The sequence below is a fragment of the Amnibacterium sp. genome (assembly GCF_051956055.1).
In the GTDB taxonomy this organism is placed as follows: domain Bacteria; phylum Actinomycetota; class Actinomycetes; order Actinomycetales; family Microbacteriaceae; genus Amnibacterium.
Map to the genome: position 1 here is coordinate 1 of NZ_JBQCGC010000008.1, position 20,194 is coordinate 20,194.

General features: G+C 73.4%; 21 protein-coding genes. 2 read left to right on the plus strand and 19 right to left on the minus strand.

The window, feature by feature from the left end:
* Window positions 1-256 precede the first annotated feature (256 nt).
* Window positions 257-865 carry a TetR family transcriptional regulator C-terminal domain-containing protein gene (locus tag ACTHLI_RS00895; protein WP_440180816.1) on the minus strand — a complete coding sequence of 203 codons (609 nt, stop codon included), beginning with the start codon at window positions 863-865 and terminating at the stop codon, window positions 257-259.
* A gap of 173 nt (window positions 866-1,038) precedes the next feature.
* Here ACTHLI_RS00895 and ACTHLI_RS00900 point away from each other — a divergent pair, with 173 nt between their 5' ends.
* Window positions 1,039-1,233 (plus strand): hypothetical protein, encoded by a 195-nt coding sequence (locus ACTHLI_RS00900; protein ID WP_440180817.1) that lies wholly within the window; start codon window positions 1,039-1,041, stop codon window positions 1,231-1,233.
* Between the two features lie 24 nt (window positions 1,234-1,257).
* On the opposite strand, the gene cofC is transcribed toward ACTHLI_RS00900, so the two are convergent.
* The 5 genes from cofC to ACTHLI_RS00925 form a co-directional block, all read right to left on the minus strand.
* Complete coding sequence (gene cofC / locus ACTHLI_RS00905; RefSeq protein ID WP_440180819.1) at window positions 1,258-1,887, minus strand: 2-phospho-L-lactate guanylyltransferase; 630 nt, start codon at window positions 1,885-1,887, stop codon at window positions 1,258-1,260.
* Window positions 1,884-2,699 carry a coenzyme F420-0:L-glutamate ligase gene (cofE, locus tag ACTHLI_RS00910; protein WP_440180820.1) on the minus strand — a complete coding sequence of 272 codons (816 nt, stop codon included), beginning with the start codon at window positions 2,697-2,699 and terminating at the stop codon, window positions 1,884-1,886. The genes cofC and cofE overlap by 4 nt, the downstream gene beginning before the upstream one ends.
* Before the next feature lie 124 nt (window positions 2,700-2,823).
* A complete protein-coding gene (locus tag ACTHLI_RS00915; protein ID WP_440180822.1) occupies window positions 2,824-3,474 on the minus strand; it encodes an MOSC domain-containing protein in 651 nt (216 codons plus the stop codon).
* A complete protein-coding gene (gene coaD, locus ACTHLI_RS00920) occupies window positions 3,467-3,958 on the minus strand; it encodes a pantetheine-phosphate adenylyltransferase (RefSeq protein ID WP_440180824.1) in 492 nt (163 codons plus the stop codon). The genes ACTHLI_RS00915 and coaD overlap by 8 nt, the downstream gene beginning before the upstream one ends.
* A gap of 64 nt (window positions 3,959-4,022) precedes the next feature.
* Window positions 4,023-6,203, minus strand: a complete 2,181-nt coding sequence (locus ACTHLI_RS00925; protein WP_440180825.1) for an ATP-dependent DNA helicase RecG — start codon at window positions 6,201-6,203, stop codon at window positions 4,023-4,025.
* 81 nt (window positions 6,204-6,284) lie between these two features.
* Here ACTHLI_RS00925 and rsmD point away from each other — a divergent pair, with 81 nt between their 5' ends.
* A complete protein-coding gene (gene rsmD / locus ACTHLI_RS00930; RefSeq protein ID WP_440180826.1) occupies window positions 6,285-6,845 on the plus strand; it encodes a 16S rRNA (guanine(966)-N(2))-methyltransferase RsmD in 561 nt (186 codons plus the stop codon).
* Between the two features lie 202 nt (window positions 6,846-7,047).
* Here the strand turns inward: rsmD and thiL are convergent, their stop codons facing one another.
* The 13 genes from thiL to ACTHLI_RS00995 all read right to left on the minus strand — a co-directional run bounded on the left by thiL (window position 7,048) and on the right by ACTHLI_RS00995 (window position 20,160).
* Window positions 7,048-8,061: a thiamine-phosphate kinase gene (thiL, locus tag ACTHLI_RS00935; protein ID WP_440180828.1), complete on the minus strand. Its 1,014-nt coding sequence runs from the start codon at window positions 8,059-8,061 to the stop codon at window positions 7,048-7,050.
* Complete coding sequence (locus ACTHLI_RS00940) at window positions 8,058-8,534, minus strand: DUF3515 family protein (protein ID WP_440180830.1); 477 nt, start codon at window positions 8,532-8,534, stop codon at window positions 8,058-8,060. Before ACTHLI_RS00940 ends, thiL begins: the two co-directional genes overlap by 4 nt.
* Window positions 8,531-9,613, minus strand: coding sequence for a D-alanine--D-alanine ligase family protein (locus tag ACTHLI_RS00945; RefSeq protein WP_440180832.1), 1,083 nt, complete (start codon window positions 9,611-9,613; stop codon window positions 8,531-8,533). The genes ACTHLI_RS00940 and ACTHLI_RS00945 overlap by 4 nt, the downstream gene beginning before the upstream one ends.
* A gap of 147 nt (window positions 9,614-9,760) precedes the next feature.
* Entirely contained in the window at window positions 9,761-10,756 is a 996-nt protein-coding gene (locus ACTHLI_RS00950) for an NAD(P)H-dependent glycerol-3-phosphate dehydrogenase (RefSeq protein ID WP_440180834.1), read from the minus strand.
* A 133-nt stretch (window positions 10,757-10,889) separates the two neighbouring features.
* Complete coding sequence (locus ACTHLI_RS00955; protein WP_440180836.1) at window positions 10,890-11,666, minus strand: lysophospholipid acyltransferase family protein; 777 nt, start codon at window positions 11,664-11,666, stop codon at window positions 10,890-10,892.
* Between the two features lie 12 nt (window positions 11,667-11,678).
* Window positions 11,679-13,040 (minus strand): UDP-N-acetylglucosamine 1-carboxyvinyltransferase, encoded by a 1,362-nt coding sequence (gene murA, locus ACTHLI_RS00960; RefSeq protein WP_440180885.1) that lies wholly within the window; start codon window positions 13,038-13,040, stop codon window positions 11,679-11,681.
* 5 nt (window positions 13,041-13,045) lie between these two features.
* Window positions 13,046-13,648 carry a 3-isopropylmalate dehydratase small subunit gene (gene leuD, locus ACTHLI_RS00965; RefSeq protein ID WP_440180838.1) on the minus strand — a complete coding sequence of 201 codons (603 nt, stop codon included), beginning with the start codon at window positions 13,646-13,648 and terminating at the stop codon, window positions 13,046-13,048.
* Window positions 13,648-15,123 (minus strand): 3-isopropylmalate dehydratase large subunit, encoded by a 1,476-nt coding sequence (gene leuC / locus ACTHLI_RS00970; protein ID WP_440180840.1) that lies wholly within the window; start codon window positions 15,121-15,123, stop codon window positions 13,648-13,650. Before leuC ends, leuD begins: the two co-directional genes overlap by 1 nt.
* Window positions 15,124-15,342: 219 nt before the next feature.
* Window positions 15,343-15,816 (minus strand): hypothetical protein, encoded by a 474-nt coding sequence (locus tag ACTHLI_RS00975; protein WP_440180842.1) that lies wholly within the window; start codon window positions 15,814-15,816, stop codon window positions 15,343-15,345.
* A 42-nt stretch (window positions 15,817-15,858) separates the two neighbouring features.
* Entirely contained in the window at window positions 15,859-16,857 is a 999-nt protein-coding gene (locus tag ACTHLI_RS00980; RefSeq protein ID WP_440180843.1) for a TerC family protein, read from the minus strand.
* Window positions 16,858-17,018: 161 nt separating this feature from the next.
* Window positions 17,019-18,281, minus strand: a complete 1,263-nt coding sequence (locus tag ACTHLI_RS00985) for an acyltransferase family protein (protein WP_440180844.1) — start codon at window positions 18,279-18,281, stop codon at window positions 17,019-17,021.
* Between the two features lie 164 nt (window positions 18,282-18,445).
* The gene (locus ACTHLI_RS00990) at window positions 18,446-19,693 is read right to left on the minus strand and encodes a wax ester/triacylglycerol synthase domain-containing protein (RefSeq protein ID WP_440180845.1); all 1,248 of its coding nucleotides are present in this window, start codon (window positions 19,691-19,693) and stop codon (window positions 18,446-18,448) included.
* Window positions 19,690-20,160 carry a hypothetical protein gene (locus tag ACTHLI_RS00995; protein ID WP_440180847.1) on the minus strand — a complete coding sequence of 157 codons (471 nt, stop codon included), beginning with the start codon at window positions 20,158-20,160 and terminating at the stop codon, window positions 19,690-19,692. The genes ACTHLI_RS00990 and ACTHLI_RS00995 overlap by 4 nt, the downstream gene beginning before the upstream one ends.
* Between the last annotated feature and the right edge of the window lie 34 nt (window positions 20,161-20,194).

The following is a 20,194-nucleotide window of genomic DNA, read 5'->3' on the forward strand; positions in this document are numbered from 1 at the left end:
GGCCGGCGGACCCCTCCGCGGGCCCGGGCAGCCCGGGTGGGTCCGGCCCCCCCCACCCGCCCCACCCGGCGGCCGCACCCGACGGATGCTGCGGGAACCGACGCACTCGGCTGGGAGCGCGCAGGCTCCCTACGCCAGGCGCCCCAAGCGCCGCTTCAGCCTCGCGGATCCGCAGAAACCGGACGACACGCGGTCCGCAGCGCGACGTCGACGGCGTGTCGGCACGACGATGCGGATCCGGGAAGGGACGGATCGCTCAGGTGAGCGCCTCCGCGAGGTCCACGCCCCACGCCATGCCGAGCTCCGCGCGCAGCACCCGCACGAGCAGACGCATGCGGTCGAAGTCGGACCGGTACCCGATCACCTGGTACGAGTTGATGCCCTCGACCAGGGAGATGACGTGCGCGGCGACCTCGTCGGCGTCGGCCTGGATGAACTGACCGCTCCGCGCGCCGCGGCGGATCACCGCGGCCACGAGGTCGTGCCACGCGGTGGCGCTCGCGCACACCGCCTCCCGGAGCGCGGGGTTCGTGCGCGACAGCGCCCACGCCTCGATGCGGAACGCGTCGCTGTTGTCGTCAGGAGGCGTGGCGAGCACGGCCAGCAGGGCGCGCATCTGCTCCACCGGCGAGGGGTTGGCGAGCACCTCGCGCTTCACCCGGGCGGACTCGGCGACGCTGAGGGTCCGGTACGCCGCCGCGAGGGCCTCGTCGAGATCGACGTGCAGGTCCTGCTCCTGCATCCCGAGGGCCTCGGCGAGCCGACGGCGCGTGACCGCCATCGGGCCCTCCGCCCCGAGCACCTGGACCGCGGCATCGGCGATCTCGTCCGACGTGACCGTCCGTGCGCGTCGTCGTCCCAGCACTGCGCTCCCCTCCTCGGCAGCGCGCCCGTCCCCCGGCTCGCGCGTTTCGCTGTTTGTAGCCGGGGCGCGCCCGGGCGGACCGCCGACGCGCGGGAACGGTCCGGAACGCACAGCGGACGAGGGCGGATCCGTCCCCATCAGGAGGCGCCCAGCCCGTCTGGAAGAATCCCCTCATGGATCACATCGCCGGTGCCGTGCTCGGGGTCGTGCTGCTGCTCGCGAGCATCGTCTGCTTCCCGCTCGGGTTCGCACTCGAGGGCACGAACCCGGTCTTCCTCCCGATCTTCTTCGGGCTCGGCATCGTGCTGCTGTCGGCCGCGCTGCCGTTGCCGATCTTCATCCTCGACAAGCTCGACGGCCGGGGCTGAGCCCGGCGCACCTGCCAGGGCGCGTCAGACGGCGTCGGAGATCTGTGCCGCCTCGAGCAGGGCGGCCGTGTGCCTGCCGACGCCGAGCCGCATCGCGGCCGCGAGGTCCTGCGGGGTGTCCACGTCCCGCCGGAGGCGCTCGGTGCCGCGGATCAGCCGATGTCCGAGGGCGCGGTGCCGCGCCGCGGATCCGACGCCGAATGCGGGGAGCAGGGGGACGCCGGGCTGGCCGGTGAGCATCACCGTGCCGGTGCCGTGCGCGTCGGCGACGAGGCCGAGCGGTACCTCCTCCGCGATCCCGAACGTGCGCTCGAGGTCCTCGGGGGTGAGCGCCGGCAGGTCCCCCGCGAGCACCGCCTGACCCCAGTCGGGCCAGCGGTCGTTCGCGACCCGGAGGCCCGCGGAGATCGCGTTGTTCAGGCCGGGGGCGCCCTGCGTCACCACGGTCACCGCGACCGGCAGGGCGAGGTCGTCCACTAGGCGCGGGTCATCGGTGACGACGAGGAGCATCCGGACGTGCGGTGAGGCCGCGACCGCGTCCAGGGTGTCCCGCGCGAACGCCTCCGCCAGCGCGGCGCGGTCGGGTCGGTCGCCCAGCCGGCGCTTCCCCTCACTGAACCGCTTGATCGGCACCAGCACGACCCAGTCGATCACCACGAACCTCCGTCGATCTCGTCGTCCGCGGTGTCCTGGGCCTCCTTCGACCCCTCCGCGTATCCGTCCCGGTACCCGTCGGCGTACGCCTCCGCGCTCCCGAGGCGGAACATGTCCTCGTCGCCCGTGCGCACGACCGACCTGGCTCCCGGCCCGTCCTCGTCGATCACGTGGCGCTGCACACCGCGCACGACCGCGATCGGGCGCCGCTCCGCCTTGCCCTTGACCAGGTCGGCGAGCGAGGCGATCTCGTCGGCGATCGCGACCACCGCGACGCTCATCGGGCGCCCGGAGGCATCCGGCTGGCCCCGGAGGTCGTCGACGACCCGGATCCCGGCCGCGCCGATCGCGATGTCGGTCTGACCGAGCCGCCAGGGCCTGCCGAGGGTGTCGGTGACGACGACGCCGACGGGCACGCCGGTCGCCGCGATCAGGGCCGTGCGCAGCCGCGCGGCGGAGGCGTCCGGGTCGAGGGGCAGCAGCAGGACCGTGCCGGGCTCGACGTTGCTCGCGTCCACGCCGGCCGCTGCGCCGACGATGCCGAGCCGGTTCTCCACGATGCGCGTCACGCCGCCGCCGGGATGCTCCCGCACGGCCACGACGCGGACCGTCTCGTCGGTGATCGCCCGCTCCCGGTCCTCCGCCACGACCTGGCGCCCCTCGGCCTTCGACACGATCTTGCTCGACACGACGACGACGTCGCCGGCCTCGAGCGCGCCGACGGCCGCCACGACGATCGCGGACAGGTCGTCCCCCGCGTGCACCTCCGGTACTCCGTCCGGCGCCCAGCAGCGCAGGGCGGCTTCGGTCATCGGTGCGACTCCGTCAGGGCCGTGAGCAGCGGGACGGGGTGGCGCGGAGACACCCCCGCATCCTGTCACCTTCCGCTGAGGCGCCCGTCGGTGGGCTCACGGCGGACGCCCGGACTGGTTCCGCTCAGCCGAGGGCCGCCGCGTCGCCGAGCGCCTTCTCGACGTGGCGCAGCAGGCCGGGCTGGAGCCGGATCACGCCCGCGGCGTGCGCATCGACGAGCGCCTGCGCGTCGTCCGGATCGGCGCGACGGAACCAGCCGCCGATCGTGACCCCGTGCTCCGGCCGATCGACGACCTCGATCTCGTCCCCCGCGCGCACGTCTCCGGAGCGGACGACGCGGAAGTAGGTGCCGGGCGCGCCGTGGTCCGCGAAGCGCCGCACCCAGTCCGGCATGCCCATCCGGCGCGCGAACGTGCCGCACGGGTTGCGCGGGCTCGTGACCTCGAGGAGCGTCCTCCCGCCGACGAGCCAGCGCTCGCCGATGACGGCGCCGCTCACGTCGACGCCCGCGGTGCGGAGGTTCTCGCCGAACAGCCCGGGTGGGATCGCCCGACCGAGCTCCGACTCGAACCAGTCCGCGTCCTCCTGGGCGTAGGCGTACACGGCCTGGTCCTCGCCGCCGTGGTGCCGTCGGTCCGCCTGGACGTCGCCGTGCACGCCGAGCTTCCTGACCCGCAGGGCCTTCCCGACGGGGCGCTTGTCGATCGCGGTGACCCCGACACCGCGGTCCGGGAGCAGCTCGTGGACCGTGCAGACGGCGAGGACCTCAGCCACGGACCGGTCCGTCCGGCTGGAGCGTCGCCGCGACCGCCCGCGGCACGTACGGCGACACGTCGCCGCCCAGCGCGGCGACCTGCCGCACCAGCGAGCTCGAGACGTGGCTCGTGGCGGGCTGCGCGACGAGGAACAGCGTCTCCACACCGGCCAGGTCGCGGTTCACGAGCGCCATCGGGGTCTCGTACGCGGCGTCCGTCGCGGATCGCAGCCCCTTCACCAACGCCTCCGCGCCGACCCGTCTGCAGTAGTCGACGAGCAGCCCCTCCGACCACGAGTCGACCTCGACCCCCTCGATGCCGGCCTCGGCGAGCGACTCGCGCACGAGCCGCACCCGCTCGTCGACGTCGAGCAGCGCGCGCTTGGCCGGGTTGTGGGTGACGAGCACGTAGAGGCGGTCGAACAGGCGCGCGGCGCGCCCGATCACGTCGAGATGCCCGAGGGTGATCGGGTCGAAGGAACCGGGCACGACGGCGATCCGCACCCGCCCATCCTTCCGTCATTCTCCGGTTCGGGGGACCCCGCTTCGCAGGAGACGGCGATGCGGGTCAGGACTTGTCGAGGAACGCGCGCGACTCCTCGTCGCTCGTGCGCTCGATCGCGGCGCGCAGGACCGGGTAGGCGTCGAGCGCCGGATCGCTCTCGAGGGTCGCCGCGGCCGCCGCGCGCGCCTGCTCGATGATGTCGGCGTCCCGCGTGACCCGGAGGAGCTTCAGCTGCGAGCGGCCGCCGGACTGGGCCGCGCCGAGCACGTCCCCCTCCCGACGCAGCTCGAGGTCCGCCTGCGCCAGTGCGAAGCCGTCGGTCGTCGCGGCGACGGCCTGCACGCGTTCGAGCGCCGGCGTCTCCGGCTCGGCGTAGGTGACGAGGAGGCAGAGCCCCGGCAGGCCGCCTCGGCCGACGCGGCCGCGCAGCTGGTGCAGCTGCGAGACGCCGAACCGGTCCGCATCGAGCACCACCATGAAGGTGGCGTTCGCCACGTCGACGCCGACCTCCACGACGGTGGTCGCGACGAGCAGGTCGATGCGGCCGTCCGCGAAGGCGGTCATCACCGCCTCCTTCTCCTCCCCGCTCATCCGCCCGGTCAGCGCCTCGATGCGCCGGCCGGCGAGCGCGGGCTGGGTGCGGAGATCGGCGAGCACCCCGGTGACGGTCGCTCGCGGCGCGGCGCCGACCTCGCTCGCGAGCAGGTCGCCCTCGTCCTCGTCCGCGCCGATGGCGGGGCAGATGACGTAGCCCTGCCGCCCCTGGGCGATCTCCTCCCCCGCGCGCCGCCACACGTTCGGCAGCCAGCGCGGCTTCTCCGCGAGCGGCACGACGTGGGAGGTGATCGGCGCGCGCCCGGCGGGCAGGCCGCGGATCGTCGACGTCTCGAGGTCGCCGAAGACCGTCATCGCGACCGTGCGCGGGATCGGCGTCGCCGTCATCACGAGGGTGTGGGGCGCGGTCCCCTTGCGCCGCAGCACCTCCCGCTGCTCGACACCGAACCGGTGCTGCTCGTCGACGACGACCAGGCCGAGGTCCGCGAACTCCGTCGAGTCGGAGAGCAGGGCGTGGGTGCCCACGACGATCTTCGCGTTGCCGGTGATGATCTGCAGGGCCGCCTTCCGGCGGAGCGCCACGCCCATCTGACCGGTGACGAGCGTCGGCATGAGCTCCGCGGAGAGGTCGGGGCCGAGGATCCGCGCGATGGACCGGAGGTGCTGCGCGGCGAGCACCTCCGTCGGCGCGAGGAGCGCCGCCTGGCCGCCGGTCTCCGCGACCGCGAGCATCGCCCGCAGCGCGACGAGGGTCTTGCCGGAGGCGACCTCGCCCTGGAGCAGACGGTGCATGGGGGCGTCCCCCGCGAGATCGGCCAGGATCTCGGCGCCGACCTGCCGCTGGTCCTCCGTCAGCTCGAACGGCAGCGCGGCGTCGAACCTCGCGAGGTAGCCGCCCGGCTTCGGCACCCGCGGGGTGGCCGCGAACATGGCGCGCACCGCCCGTCGCTGCAGCAGCGCGGTCTGCAGGAGGAACGCCTCATGGAACCGGAGGGTCCGCTTCGCCTGGATCCAGTCGCCGTCGTGCGCGGGCCGGTGGATGCGACGCAGCGCCGCCTCGTAGCCCATCAGGTGCGCGGTGCGGCAGACCTCGAGCGGCATCGGGTCGTCGAGACCGGCGATCCCGTCGAGCGCGAGGTCGATCGCCTTGCCGATCTTCCAGGAGGTCAGCGCCGCGGTGGCCGGATAGATCGGCAGGGGCGTCTCCTCCCACCGCCGTGCGCCCTCGGGATCCGTCTCCGGGTCGGGCGGCTCCTGCCCCTCCTCCGTGAACAGCTGATGCTGCGGGTGCGCGAGCTGCCGCATCCCCTTGTAGAGCTTGACCTTGCCGCTGAACAGGCCGCGGCGGCCGGGGACGAGCGCGTTCGCGGAGTGCTCGTCGGCGAGGAACGGCTGGTTGAAGAAGACGAGCGAGAGCGTGCCGGTGCCGTCGGAGATCAGCACCTCCTGCATCGAGCCCTTCCGGGCCCGGAGCGAGCGGCTCGTGCAGCGGAGCACCTCCGCGACGATCGTCACGTCGGTCTCGAGCGGCAGGGCGTCGAGCCGGCTGAGCTCACCGCGCTTCACGTACCGGCGCGGGTAGTGCGAGAGCAGGTCGCCGACGGTCCGGAGCTGCAGCTGCTTGTCGAGCAGCTTCGCCGTCCGGTCGCCGACGACGCCGGCCAGACGCGTCTCGAGCGGCCCCGCCATGGCTCCATGCTAGGGAGCCGCACCGACACCGTGGGCGGCGCTGTGGAGGGCGACCCCCGCCGTCGCCGCTTGAATGGGACCGTGCCGAGGATCGTCGCCGGGTGGGCCGGATCGTTGCAGCTCGCCGTGCCGCCGGACGGCACCCGGCCGACGAGCGACCGGACGCGGGAGGCGCTGTTCTCGATGCTCGCGTCCCGGGGTGCGATCGAGGGCGCCAGGGTGCTCGACCTCTACGCGGGCTCCGGCGCATTCGGTCTGGAGGCGCTCTCCCGCGGCGCCGCCTCCACGGTCCTGGTCGAGAAGGCGCCGCGCGCCGCGCGGGTGATCCGCGAGAACGTGGCCCGGCTGCGCCGCGCCGCCTCCGGTCCGCTCGACGCGGAGGTGGTGCAGCAGGCGGTGCGCTCGTACCTGGCCGGCGCCCGGCCCGGCGTCGGCCTCGCGTTCCTCGACCCGCCGTACGACCTCGCCGACGCGGAGGTGGCGGCGGATCTGGTCGCGCTCGCCCCGCTGCTGCTGCCGGACGCGGTCGTGCTCGTCGAGCGATCCTCCCGCTCCCCCGTCCCCGCGCTGCCGCCCGGTCTCGTGCTGGAGCGCACGCGCACCTACGGCGACACCGCGGTCCACGTGCTCACTCCGGCCTGAGCGCGACGTCTGCCCACCCCGGCGACATCCGACCGGAGGCGCCGACGGGCACGTGTCCCCCAGCAGGACACGAGCGCGACCGGAGGCGCGGGCGGAGGCGAGCGACGTCTGCCGACCGCAGCGACATCCGCCCCGCGGCGCCGGCGAGCACGTGTCCCCCAGTAGGACACCAGCGCGGCCGGAGGCGTGGGCGGCCGTCCGGTCAGGGGGCGGTGAAGCTGTCCCAGCCGGTCGGGTCGACCTCGAGGCCGTCGATGCGGACCGCCGCCGCACCCGCTCGGACGATGCCGAGCGGGAGGAAGCCCTCCGGCGCCTCCCCGCGGAAGGTCGCGAGGAGACCGTGGTCCTCGCCGCCGCCGAGCACGAGGCCGAGCGCCTCGTGGCGCCCGAGCCGGGCGGGCGGCGCTGCGAGGCCCTCCGGGTCGGAGACCGCGACGACCGCGGCTGCGAGCTGGTCCAGCACGTCGCCGCTCAGGTCGAGGACCGCGCCGCTCGCCGCAGCGATCCGGCTCGCGTCGAGGACCAGGCCGTCGGAGACGTCGAGCATGGCGGTCGCGCCCGCCTCAGCCGCGCGGACACCGTCGCGGATCGGGGGCCGCGGAGCGAGCTGCTCCGCCAGCAGTCCCGAGCGCGTGCGCTTGAGGTCGGCGATCGCGGCAGCGTCCTCCTCCCCCACGGCGAAGAGGAGGCGCAGCGCGGCCGCGGCGAAGCCGAGGCGCCCCAGGTAGGCGACGACGTCGCCGGGCCGCGCCCCGGAGCGCAGCACCGGCGCCCGGCCGTCGAGCGAGCCGGTGACCGTGACGGACAGCGACAGCACGGACGCCCGCGTGAGATCGCCGCCGACCACGCCGACGCCCGGCGCGAGGGCCGAGCAGGCGGCGGCCATGCCGTCGGCGACCGCCTCGAGCTCCCGGACCGGGGTGTCACCCGGTGCAGCGAGCGAGACGACGAGGCCCGTGGGTCTGCCGCCCATCGCGGCGACGTCGGCGAGGTTCGTCGCGGTCGCCTTCCAGCCGAGCTCGAATGGGGTCGACCACGCGCGTCGGAAGTCCGGCCCCTCCACCATCGCGTCGGTGCTGATGAGCACCCGCCCGTCCGGAGCGGCGAGGAGCGCGGCGTCGTCGCCCGGCCCGAGCAGCGCGTCGGCGGCGCCGAGCCGAGGGATGATCCGCGCGAGGGCGGCACGCTCGCCGACGGTCGCGAGGTCGTCGTTCATGCCGTGCCGCTCGTCGCGGAGAGGCAGCGGACGCCCGTCGGGCTGGTGGCTGCGGCGACCGGATCGGACAGGGCGTCGAGCACCGTGACCGCGTCGACCGCGGACGGATCCACGACCACCTGCGTGCCGGGTCGCCGCCCGTAGGTGGTGAGCACCTGCCGGTCCGCGCCGCCGATCCGCTGCTCGCCGAGCAGCCAGTCGACGCCGGCGACCGTCTGGCAGGGGGTGCCGGTGACGGCCGGCGTGGTCACGCCGCAGGTGAGCGTCACGCTCGCCGGCGTGCCCCACGCGGCGGTGCCCTGCGCGTCGGTGGTGCGTCTCGTCGCGGCGCCGATCGCCTCCGGGAGCCGCACGATCACGCCGGCGCAGCCGACGCTCGTCGCCTGCGGCGCGGCGTGCATCGCGACCGTCGAGGTGCAGCCGGCGAGCAGCAGCGGGACGAGCGCGACGGGCAGCAGGAGGCCTCGCCTCATCGCGCGAGCTCGATGAGCTCCGCGATGAGGTCGGGGTACGCGACTCCGGACTCCTGCCAGCAGCGCGGGAACATCGAGATCGGCGTGAAGCCGGGCATCGTGTTGATCTCGTTGACGACGAAGCCCTCATCCGTGAGGAAGAGGTCGACGCGGGCGAGGCCGCGGCCGTCGATGGCCTCGAAGGCGCGCTGTGCGGTGCGCTCGAGGTCGAGCCGCTCGCCGTCGCCGAGCGGCGCGGGGCAGACGAGGTCGACGCCGGGCGCATCGAGGTACTTGGCCTCGAAGTCGTAGAAGTCGCGGCCGGTCACGACGATCTCGCCGACGGCGGAGACGCGCGCCGCGCCGCCGGTGCGGCTGCCGAGCATCCCGATCTCGAGCTCGCGGCCGCGCACGCCCCGCTCGACGAGTACCTTCGAGTCCTCCGCGAACGCCTTGTCGAGCGCGTGGTCGAGGCCCTCCGGCTCCTCCACCCTCGAGACGCCCACCGACGAGCCGGCGCGGGCCGGCTTCACGAAGACCGGGTAGCCGAGCGCGGCGACGCGGCGGCGGAGGTAGACGGGGTCGCCGGCCCGGTCGGCGCGGTGCAGCGTGATCCACGGGGCGACGAGGACGCCGGCGGCCTGCAGCACCGTCTTCGTGAAGTGCTTGTCCATGCCCATCGCGGAGGCGAGCACGCCGTTGCCCACGTACGGCAGCCCGATGAGCTCGAAGAGGCCCTGGATCGTGCCGTCCTCGCCGAACGGGCCGTGGAGGATCGGGAAGGCGACGTCGATGCGGCCGAGCGACGCCACCGACCCGTCCGGCCGGGCGACCTTCAGCTCGCGGTGCGTCGTGGAGTCGGGCCAGAGCACGCGGGACCCGTCGTCGCGCACCTCGGGCAGCTTCGCGGGGTCGAGCGCGAAGGCCTCCGGGTCGTCCCGCTCGAGCACGAACGCGCCGTCCCGGGTCACCCCGACCGGCACGACCTCGTAGCGGTCGCGATCGATCGCGCCGAGCACCCCGCCCGCGGTCGCGCACGAGATGCTGTGCTCGCTCGACCGTCCGCCGAAGACGAGCGCGATCCGGGTCTTGTCCACCACGGGTCCGAGGCTACCGGGCGCGATTTCGTCGTTCAGGAGAAGCGGGCCGGACGGCGCCGGATCTCCTGAACGACGAAGGGGCTGCGCGCCGGCGGGGTGGTCTCGAGGCGCGCTCCGCTCGCACCTCGACCAACGGGTGCAGTTCGGCTACTCGCCGACGGGGAGCGGGTCCGCCGCGGCGTGCGGGGCGATGTCGCGCGGGTCGAGCGTGCCGGCGATCACCTGCGACACCTGCGTGCAGATGGGCATGTCGACCCCCTTGGCCGCCGCGAGCGCGAGCACCGGCTCGAGCGACCCCAGGCCCTCCGCCACCTGGTTCATGGTCCGCAGCACGTCGTCCTTCGTGTACCCCTGGCCCAGGAGGCGCCCTGCGCGGTTGTTGCGGGAGCGCGGGGACTCGCTCGTCGCGATCAGGTCCCCCATCCCGGCGAGCCCGGCGAGCGTGTCGGGCTGCGCACCGAACGCGGCGGCGAAGGCGCTCATCTCCGCGAGCCCGCGGGTGAGGATCGACGCCTTCGTGTTGTCGCCGTAACCCACGCCGACCACGATGCCGACGGCGAGCGCGATGAGGTTCTTCAGGACGCCGCCGAACTCGGTGCCGATCACGTCCGTGTTCACGAAGGTGCCGAAGTAGCGGTTCGCGCACGCCGACGCGACGCGCATCGCGGTGTCGCGGGAGGCGGACGCGACGACGGCCGCGGTCGGCTCCTCCCTGGCGATCTCGAGCGCGAGGTTCGGCCCGGAGACCACCGCGATGCGGTCGAGCGGCAGATCCAGACCGTCGCGGATCACCTCGCTCATGCGGAGGCCGGTGCCCTCCTCCACGCCCTTCATGAGGCTCACGACGAGCGACCCGTCGGCGAGCACCGGCCGGACGTCGCGGAGCAGACCGCGGAGGGACTGGCTCGGCACGGACAGGAACACGATCTCCGCGCCCCGCAGGGCCCGGGCGAGGTCGCTGGTCGCCGCGATCTCCACCGGCAGGGCGATGCCCGGGAGATAGTCGTCGTTGCGCCTGCGGCTCTCGATCCCGTTCACGACCGAGCCGCGGCGCGCCCAGAGCACGACGTCGTTGCCGGAGTCGGCGAGCACCTTCGCGAACACCGTGCCCCACGACCCCGCGCCGAGGACCGCGACCCTCACCGCCCGCCCCTATCGGGGTGGTCTCGAGGCTCGCTGCGCTCGCACCTCGACCAGCGGTGAGCGCTCGGTGCGTTTTGAAGGGGTTTCTGGCGCCTTCGGCCCGCAGAAACCCCTTCGAAATGCACCACCCGCATCAGAAGGTGCCCGTCTCGGATTGGCCGTGCTGAAGCGGATCCCAGCGCTCGGCGGGCGCGGTCTCCCCGCGGAGACCCTCGAGCAGCCCGGTGATCGCGGCCATGATCCGGTCCGTCGCCGCGTTCAGCGCCGCGCGATCGGCGACGCGACCGAGGTCCGACAGGTCGACCGGATCACCGAAGACGACCTCGATGTGCGCTCGAGGCCGGAGGCGCAGCTTCTTGGAGTTCACGGGCATGAGCCCCTGCGCACCCCAGTGCGCGACCGGGATCACCGGCAGCCCGAGCTGCAGCGCGAGTCGCGCGGCGCCGGTCTTGCCGCGCATCGGCCACAGGCCCGGATCGCGGGTGAGCGACCCCTCCGGGTAGACGATGACGCCCTGTCCCTCCGCGATGATCCGCTTCGCGGAGGACAGCGGGATCGCCCCACGCGACGCGCCACCGCGCTCCACGGGGATCTGTCCCACCGATCGCAGCGCGGCACCCACCACGGGGATCGTGAACAGGGACGCCTTCGCGAGAAACCGAGGCGCCCGACCGAGCCGCCAGATCGCGACGGCCACCACGATCGGGTCGATGTTCGACATGTGGTTGGGCGTCACGATGAACGGCCCGGTCGCGGGCAGCTTCTCGGGGTTCCGGATGCGGATGCGTGCCGCAGCGCGCATGAACGGCACGATCGGGGCGGCGAGGAACCACCACGCCGACGGCCGCCGCTTCTCGGCGTACGGCTTCGCCGGCTTCGTTCGGGTGCCGGCGAGCTCGGGATCGGCCATCGGAGCGAGCCGTCAGCCCTCGACCCTGAAGCGCGCTCCCAGCGCCGTCAGCTTCTCGCCGAACTTCTCGTAGCCGCGGCTGATGATCCCGACGTTGCGCACGGTGCTCTGCCCCTCGGCGGTGAGCGCCGCGATCAGGTGCGAGAAGCCGCCGCGCAGGTCCGGCACCTCGATGTCGGCGCCGTGCAGCGGGGTCGGGCCCGTGATGACGGCGGCCTGCTCGAGCTCCCGGCGCGGCACGCGCCGGTTCGGTGCCGCGAAGCCGCGCGGGTGCACGCGGATGTCCGCGCCCATCTTCTGCAGCGCCTCCGTGAAGCCGAACCGGTTCTCGTACACGGTCTCGTGGATCGTGGAGACGCCGTCCGCCTGGGTCAGCGCCACGACGAGCGGCTGCTGCCAGTCCGTCATGAAGCCCGGGTGCACGTCGGTCTCGATGACGACCGGCTTCAGCGAACCGCCCGGGTGCCAGAAGCGGATGCCCTCCTCCTGCACGTCGAACTCGCCGCCGACCTTCCTGAACACGTTCAGGAAGGTCATCATGTGCTCCTGCTTGGCGCCCTTCACCATCACGTCGCCGTTGGTGGCGAGTGCGGCGGAGGCCCAGGAGGCGGCCTCGTTGCGGTCGAAGATCGCCCGGTGCGTGTACCCGCGGAGGTCCCGAACGCCCTCGATGAGGATGACGCGGTTCGGCTCGACCGAGATGATCGCGCCCATCTTCTGCAGGACCGCGATGAGGTCCATGATCTCGGGCTCGATCGCCGCGTTCCGCAGCTCCGTGACCCCCTCCGCGCGCACGGCCGTGAGCAGCACCTGCTCGGTCGCCCCGACGCTCGGGTACGGGAGGTGGATGTGGGCGCCGTGCAGGCCGTTCGGGGCCGACAGCCGGATGCCCGCCGGCAGCTTGTCGACGATCGCGCCGAAGCGGCGCAGGGCGTCGAGGTGGAAGTTGATCGGCCGGTCCCCGATGCGGCAGCCGCCGAGGTCGGGGATGAACGCCTCACCGAGCTGGTGCAGCAGCGGGCCGCAGAACAGGATCGGGATGCGGGAGGAGCCGGCGTGCGCGTCGATCTCGCGCATGTGGGCCTTCCGCACGTTCCGGGCGTCGAGCAGCAGCTCGCCGTCCTCGATGCCCTGCTTGACCGTGACGCCGTGGATCTCGAGCAGCCCGCGCACGACGCGCACGTCCGAGATGTCCGGCACGTCCCGGAGGACGCTGACCCCCTCCGACAGGAGCGAGGCGACCATCGCCTTCGTGACGAGGTTCTTCGCCCCGCGGACGTCGACCTCGCCGTGCAGCGGCTTGCCGCCCTCGATGGTGATGCGGTCGAAGTTCAGGCCGACGGACGCGCCTGCGCGCGCCCCTTCCGTGATCAGATTGCTCAACGTTCCCTTACCGGCAAGGTCTGGGGTCGCCACGCTTCGCGGCCCTGTTCGAAATGGGTGATCATCGCCTCGTCGCGAAGCGTGAGTCCGATGTCGTCGAGGCCCTCCAGGAGCCTCCAGCGAGTGTAGGCATCGATCTCGAACGGGTGGGTCTCCCCCGAAAGGGAGACGGTGGCCGCACGGAGGTCGACGGTAGCCGTCGTGCCTGGGTCCGCCTCGATCGCGGCCCAGCATGTCGCGATCACCTCCTCCGGCAGGACCGCCGTGAGCAGGCCCTGCTTTCCGGCGTTGCCGCGGAAGATGTCCCCGAAGCGCGGCGCGAACACGGCGCGGAAGCCGTAGTCGCGGAGGGCCCAGACGGCGTGCTCGCGGCTGGAGCCGGTGCCGAAGTCCGGGCCCGCGAAGAGGATCGAGCCGGACGCGTACGCCGGGTCGTTCAGCACGAACGTCGGCTCCTGCCGGAGGTTGGCGAACAGCGCGTCGTCGTAGCCGGTCTTCGTGACCCGCTTCAGGTACACGGCCGGGATGATCTGGTCGGTGTCGACCGCGGACCGCTTCAGCGGCACGGCGACGCCGGTGTGGGTGGTGAAGGGTTCCATCAGACCAGGACCTCCTCGATCACGTCGGACGGCGAGGAGAGCGTGCCGCGGATCGCGGTCGCCGCGGCGACGAGCGGCGACACGAGGTGCGTGCGCCCGCCCTTGCCCTGCCGGCCCTCGAAGTTGCGGTTGGAGGTGGAGGCGCACCGCTCCCCCGGCGCGAGCTGGTCCGGATTCATGCCGAGGCACATCGAGCAGCCCGCGAACCGCCATTCGGCGCCGAACTCCTTGATGATCACGTCCAGGCCCTCCGCCTCCGCCTCCAGGCGGACGCGAGCGGAGCCGGGGACGACCATGACGCGGACGCCCTCCGCCTTCTTCCTGCCCTTGATGATCGACGCGAACGCCCGGAGGTCCTCGACCCGGCTGTTCGTGCACGACCCCATGAAGACGGCGTCGACCTTGACCTCCTTGAGCGGCGTGCCGGGCTCGAGGTCCATGTACTGCAGCGCGCGCTCGGCGGCGGCGCGCTCCTGCGGGTCCGCGATCGCGGCCGGGTCCGGCACCGCTCCGGCGAGGGTCGTCCCCTGGCCGGGGTTCGTCCCCCATGTCACGAACGGCTCCAGCTCGTCCGCGTCGAGGAACACCTCCGCATCGAACACGGCGTCGTCGTCGGACGGCAGCGTCTTCCAGTACTCGACCGCGGCGTCCCAGTCCGCCCCCTTCGGCGCGTGGGGCCGGCCCTCGAGATAGTCGAACGTCGTCTGGTCGGGCGCGACCATGCCGGCGCGGGCACCCGCCTCGATCGACATGTTGCAGATCGTCATGCGGCCCTCCATGGAGAGGGCGCGGATCGCGCTGCCGCGGTACTCGAGCACGTAGCCCTGGCCGCCGTTGGCGCCGATCTTCGCGATGACGGCCAGGATGATGTCCTTCGCCGTCACCCCGGGCCGCAGTGTGCCCTCGACCGTGACCGCCATCGTCTTGAACGGCTTGAGCGGCAGCGTCTGGGTGGCCAGCACGTGCTCGACCTCGCTCGTCCCGATGCCGAACGCCATCGCGCCGAAGGCGCCGTGGGTGGAGGTGTGCGAGTCGCCGCAGACGACGGTGACGCCCGGCATCGTGAGGCCGAGCTGCGGCCCGACGACGTGCACGATGCCCTGCTCCGCGTCGCCGAGGGAGTGCAGCCGGATGCCGAACTCCTCCGCGTTGCGCCGGAGGGTCTCGATCTGCGTGCGGCTCGTGATGTCCGCGATCGGCTTGTCGATGTCGACCGTCGGGGTGTTGTGGTCCTCGGTCGCGTTCGTGAGGTCGGGCCGCCGCACCGGGCGTCCCTCGGCGCGGAGGCCGTCGAACGCCTGCGGGCTCGTGACCTCGTGCACGAGGTGCAGGTCGATGTAGATGAGGTCCGGCGCGCCGTCCTCGCCGCGCTTGACGAGGTGGTCGGCCCACACCTTCTCGGCGAGGGTGCGGGGGCCGTCGCGGTGCGGGCGCTGGGGAGCGGGAGCGGTCTCGGCCGCGCTCGAGTCGGGCATGGGATGTCCTCCGGTTGGAACGAACGGGTTCCCGGCAGACGAAGACCTCCGCGACGAGGGAGCCGGTGGGTCAGACCTCGTCGCGGCACGGAAGGAGGAGCGCGCCGCGGAGCATGAGCCAGAGGCTACCACCGCCCCCGGCCCGCCTCCTGCGGCGCTTTCCGACTGATGCTGCGCGGATCACGGCCGCATCAGTCGGCGATCGCCGCACGAGGGGCGTCAGCCGTCGTTCTCGCTGAGGCGCGCCGCGACGACCTGCGGCAGCAGCGCGGCGAGGTCCGCCTGCACGTGCAGCGCGATCTCGACGTCGTCCGCCTCGGAGGTGTTCGCGCCGACCAGGAGCTCGTGGAACCCCTCCGGCCACGGCGTCTCGGTCACCGCGGCCCAGGTGCGCCACGCGACGAACGACGCCTCGAGGGGCTGAGCCGCGACGACGTCCTCGACCTCGTGGGAGACGGTCTCGACCATCTCCCCGACCGAGAGCCGTTCGCTGCGGTGGGCGCGGATGCGCTGATCGGCGAGCTGCGCGATCGGCCGCCACGCGTCGGTACGGAGGAGCTGGGACGGCTGCCTCGGCAGCCGCACGAGGGCCGGCGGCACATCCGGGCGACCGAGAGCGATCACGTGGTGCTCGTCGGCGCGACGGCGCCACGCAGCGGATCGCCGGATCCACCCGAACATGCCGCGCAGCACGCTGCTGATGGTAGGCGCGTGGGCCGGGCCCACGCACCCCCGTCACTCGTGCTTGCGCAGGTCCTTCAGGGAGGCGTCCGGGTCGCGCCGGATGCTGATGAGGCTCGCGACGGTGGCCACCGCCATGGACAGCACGATCACCACGAGCGAGAGCCCGGTGCCGATCTCCGGCACGGGGACGTGCTCGCCGCCGTTCAGGAACGGCAGCTCGTTCTCGTGGAGCGCGTGGAGGACGAGCTTCACGCCGATGAAGGCGAGGATGAAGGCGATCCCGTACTTGAGGTACTTCAGCTTCTCGACCAGGTCGCCGAGCAGGAAGTAGAGCTGCCGGAGCCCCATGAGCGCGAAGATGTTCGCGGTGTAGACGATGAACGGGCTGTCCGTGATGCCGAAGATCGCCGGGATCGAGTCGAGCGCGAACAGCACGTCCGTCGCACCGATCGCGATCAGCACGATGAGGATCGGCGTGAAGTAGCGCTTGCCGTCGATGGTCGTGCGGATCCGGCCGCCGTCGTACCGGTCGGTGACGGCGAGGTGCCGCTTCGCGAACCGGACGAGCGCGGTGTCGGTCTGGTCGCCGTGCTCGCTGCCGAACGCCTGCGTGATCGCGGTGTAGATGAGGAACGCGCCGAAGAGGTAGAAGATCCAGCTGAAGTTCTCGATCAGCGAGGCGCCGATGAGGATGAAGATCCCGCGGAAGATCAGCGCCAGGATGATGCCGACCATCAGCACCTCCTGCTGGCGCTGCTTCGGCACGGCGAACCCCGCCATGATCACGATGAAGACGAACAGGTTGTCGATCGACAGCGAGTACTCGGTCAGCCAGCCGGCGACGAACTCGGTCGCGTGCGTCGGGCCGTCGATGACGAGCAGCAGCAGCGCGAAGACGAGCGCGAGCACGACGTAGAAGACGACCCACAGGGTCGACTCCCGGGTCGACGGCACGTGCGGGCGCCGGTAGGCGAGCACGATGTCCGCGATCAGGATGAGCACGATCACGCCGAGCGAGACGAGCTCGAACGGCAGCGGGACGATGGTCACGGAGGTTCTCCTCGAGGGCAGGCCCTGTCCTCGAACGTCTCTCCCCGCCCTCTCGGGCGCCGCACCCCCGGATCCGCCGACGAGGCGGAACGTGCTGACGAGTGGTGCGGTGGCGGGATACTCCCCTTCGCGCCGTCGATCCTACCGGTCGCGGCGGGCGCTCAGGCCGCCGGCCGACCGCGGGCGATGAGGACCGCTGCCGACATCGCCGCCGCGCCCCACACGAACCCGGCGAGGTCCAGGCCGGCCTCCATCGCCCAGAACGGCGGCACCACGGCGAGGACGCCGGCGACCACGAGTGCGGGCGCGGACGGCACCGGCCCGACCCGTCGCGGGCCCCGCTCGAAGCGCGCGACGCCGAGCGAGATCAGGAACAGCACGAAGAGCACCACCAGGTCGCCCGGGATGCGCGCGAACCACCACGCCGTCGTGCCGACCGCGGGCACCACGCCCGGCGCGAGCAGCACGGAGCCGGCGACCGCGATCACGAGCAGCAGGTGCCAGAGGTAGACGGTCATCATCCGCGTGCCGGCGAGCCCGACGAACGCCTGCGCCGGCCGCGTGCTCATGACCGCGTCGAGACCCGGCTTCGCGAGCAGGAACAGCGCCGTCTGGCCCACCCCGATGAGCACGAGCGGGAGCGTCGGCGGGTTCAGGTCGTCGAGCATGTCGGGCGAGTAGAGGCCGGAGGACGCCAGCACCCCGACGGCGCCGAACGCGGCGGCCGCCAGCCCGGCGAGGGCGGGACGGCGCAGCCGGGCGAGCGTGCCGTCGGCGAGCAGGAACCCCAGCTGCTGCACGAGGGGCCACACGAGCAGGAGGTTGGCGAGCCCCACCTCCTGCACGCCGGTGACCCGCCGGAGCGCGTCCACGACCACGATCCCGGCGGCGAGCCCGAGGATCGTCGCCGACCGGTGGCGCTCGTGCAGGCGGATCAGCAGCGGGGCCGCGGCCTGGCACAGGAGGTACGCGGCGAGGAACCAGAGGGGCATGCCGAGCCCCTTCGCGAGCAGCTGGGCCACGGGCATCGGCAGGCCCGCCCCGGCCGCGGCCCACACGAGGCCTCCGACGAGCACGAACCAGACCGCCGCAGGGGTGCCGAGGCGGAGGAGGCGGGCGCGGAAGAACTCCCCGGCCCCTCCGCCGCGACGCACGGTGGAGCGCCATCCCTGCCAGGACGCGAAGCCGCCGACGACGAAGAAGAGGGGCATCAGCTGCCCGAACCAGCTCGCGACGGCGAACCACGGCTGCTCCTGCACGACGTTGCGCCAGCCGATGGCGCCGTCCGGCCAGACGGTGAGCCCGAGCATGAGCGAGTGCAGCACGACCACGAGCAGCACGCAGCACACCCGCACGAGGTCGATCGACAGATCCCGTCCGGCGAGCAGGCGCTCGCGCTCCTCGAGGCTGACCGCTGCGCTCACCGTCGACTCCGTCTCTCCCGGGACCGCCCGGGACCTCCCGCATCGTGGGACACGACCGATGGATGACGGAGATCGTTGTGCCCGTCCTCCAACCCGCGCGGGAGGCGCGCGACGACATCCGGCGACGGGCACAGCCCCGCCCCGGGATTCCCGGGCAGCCGCCGTCAGTGGACCGGCCGACGTCGCGCGGCGACCTCCGTGTCCACGCCGAGCGCCGCGAGCCCGGCCCTGAACCCCTCCTCGAAGACCTCGAGGTCGGGCACCGCGTCCCGATCGGCCAGCAGCGTGATGCCGAACCCGCCTGCGTAGGAGAGCGCGCCGACGGCGATCGGCAGATCGCCCTGCACCACCGGGACGGGGAGCAGCTCGAGCACCGGGACCCCGGCGAACCGCGCGGCGGTGGGCGGCCCGGGCACATTGGTGAGCAGGAGGTGGACCAGCCGCTGCCGGAACATGGCACGGGCCGTCCAGCGCTGCAGGACGCGCCCCATGGGCCGCGGGAGGGGCATCGCCCTGGCCGCCGCGTCGGCGTCGGCGGTCCGACGCAGCCGCCGGATCGGGTCGGCCTCGTCCAGCGGCACCGGGACGACCACCGTGGCGCTCCGGTTCCCCGCGGCCGCCGCGCCTGGCGGTCGCAGCGAGGCGGCGACCGAGACGCGGAGGGTCGCCGGCCGGATCGGCAGGCCTCGCGCGCGGAGCAGCGCTCGCATCCCCTCCGCCGCGGCGGCGAGGAGGAGGTCGTCGATCCGGGCGCCCGCGGCGCGGGCCACCAGGCGGCAGTCCTCGAGGTCCGCGTGCAGCAGCACCAGCCGGCGCCGTCGCCCCACCGGCACGTCGACGGGAAGGGCGTCTCCGGCTCCGAGCAGCATGCGGAGGTCCTGCCCCAGCCCTCGGAGCACGCCGCGCCGGACGCGCGTGCGGCGCGGGGTGGCAGCGGTCTGCTCGCCGAGCTCGAACAGCGACCCGAGCAGCGCGACCGCGGCACCCCCGTCCGCGAGCGCGTGGTGGATGCGGAGCAGGAGCCCGGCGCACGCCCCGCTCGGCTCGATGAGCAGCACGAGCTGCCACAGCGGCCGGGACCGGTCGAGGGGCGCCTCGAGCGCGAGGGCCGCGGCTGCGGCCAGCGCGTCGTCCTCCTCGCCGATCCTGCGCACGACGACGTGCTCGACGGGGTCGACCGACGGCGCCTCGGACCAGCGCCAGCCGCGCCCCGAGCGGACCACGCCCGACCGGAGCGCGGGTGCGGAGGGGACGCGGTCGGCGACGAGCCGTCGCACCGCGCCCACGTCGAGCGGTCGCCCGTCCGGCGGCGCGCCGAGGACCGCGAGCGCCGCGATGTGCATCGGGGCGCCGCGATCCTCCACGAGGAGGTTCGCCTCGTCCTCCGGCCGGAGGCGCGTGCCGAGGGTCACGACCGCTCCCGCCCGGCCTCGATCGGGTCGAGCAGCCCCAGCAGGACGAGGAGCGCGGCGAGCTCCACGATGCCGAGCAGCTCGTACACGACCTGGAGTGCGCTGAACGGGATGACGAGCAGCTCGACGAAGATCCAGACGAGCGTCGCGAAGCCGGCGAGCGCGGCGACCAGCGGTCCGAGGGGGCGCCGACGGGAGACCAGCACGAAGGCGGCGGCGTGCAGACCGCCGATCACCACGAGCAGGGTGAGCCCCGGCACGAGGTAGCCGCCGAACGGGCTCCCGGCGAGGTAGCTGCGCGGCGGGACCAGGACGGTCGAGCCGTCCGGCAGGCCCGAACCGACGATGAGGGCGACGCCGCCGGCCGCGGCCGTGACCGCGATGAAGGCCGCGACGACGAGCAGGGTGGACCGTGCGAGCCGCTGCAGCGGCGACCGCGTGGTCGCGGCGCGGACGGACCCGGTCACGGACACCCCCTCGGCGTGCTCGGTCGAGCACACC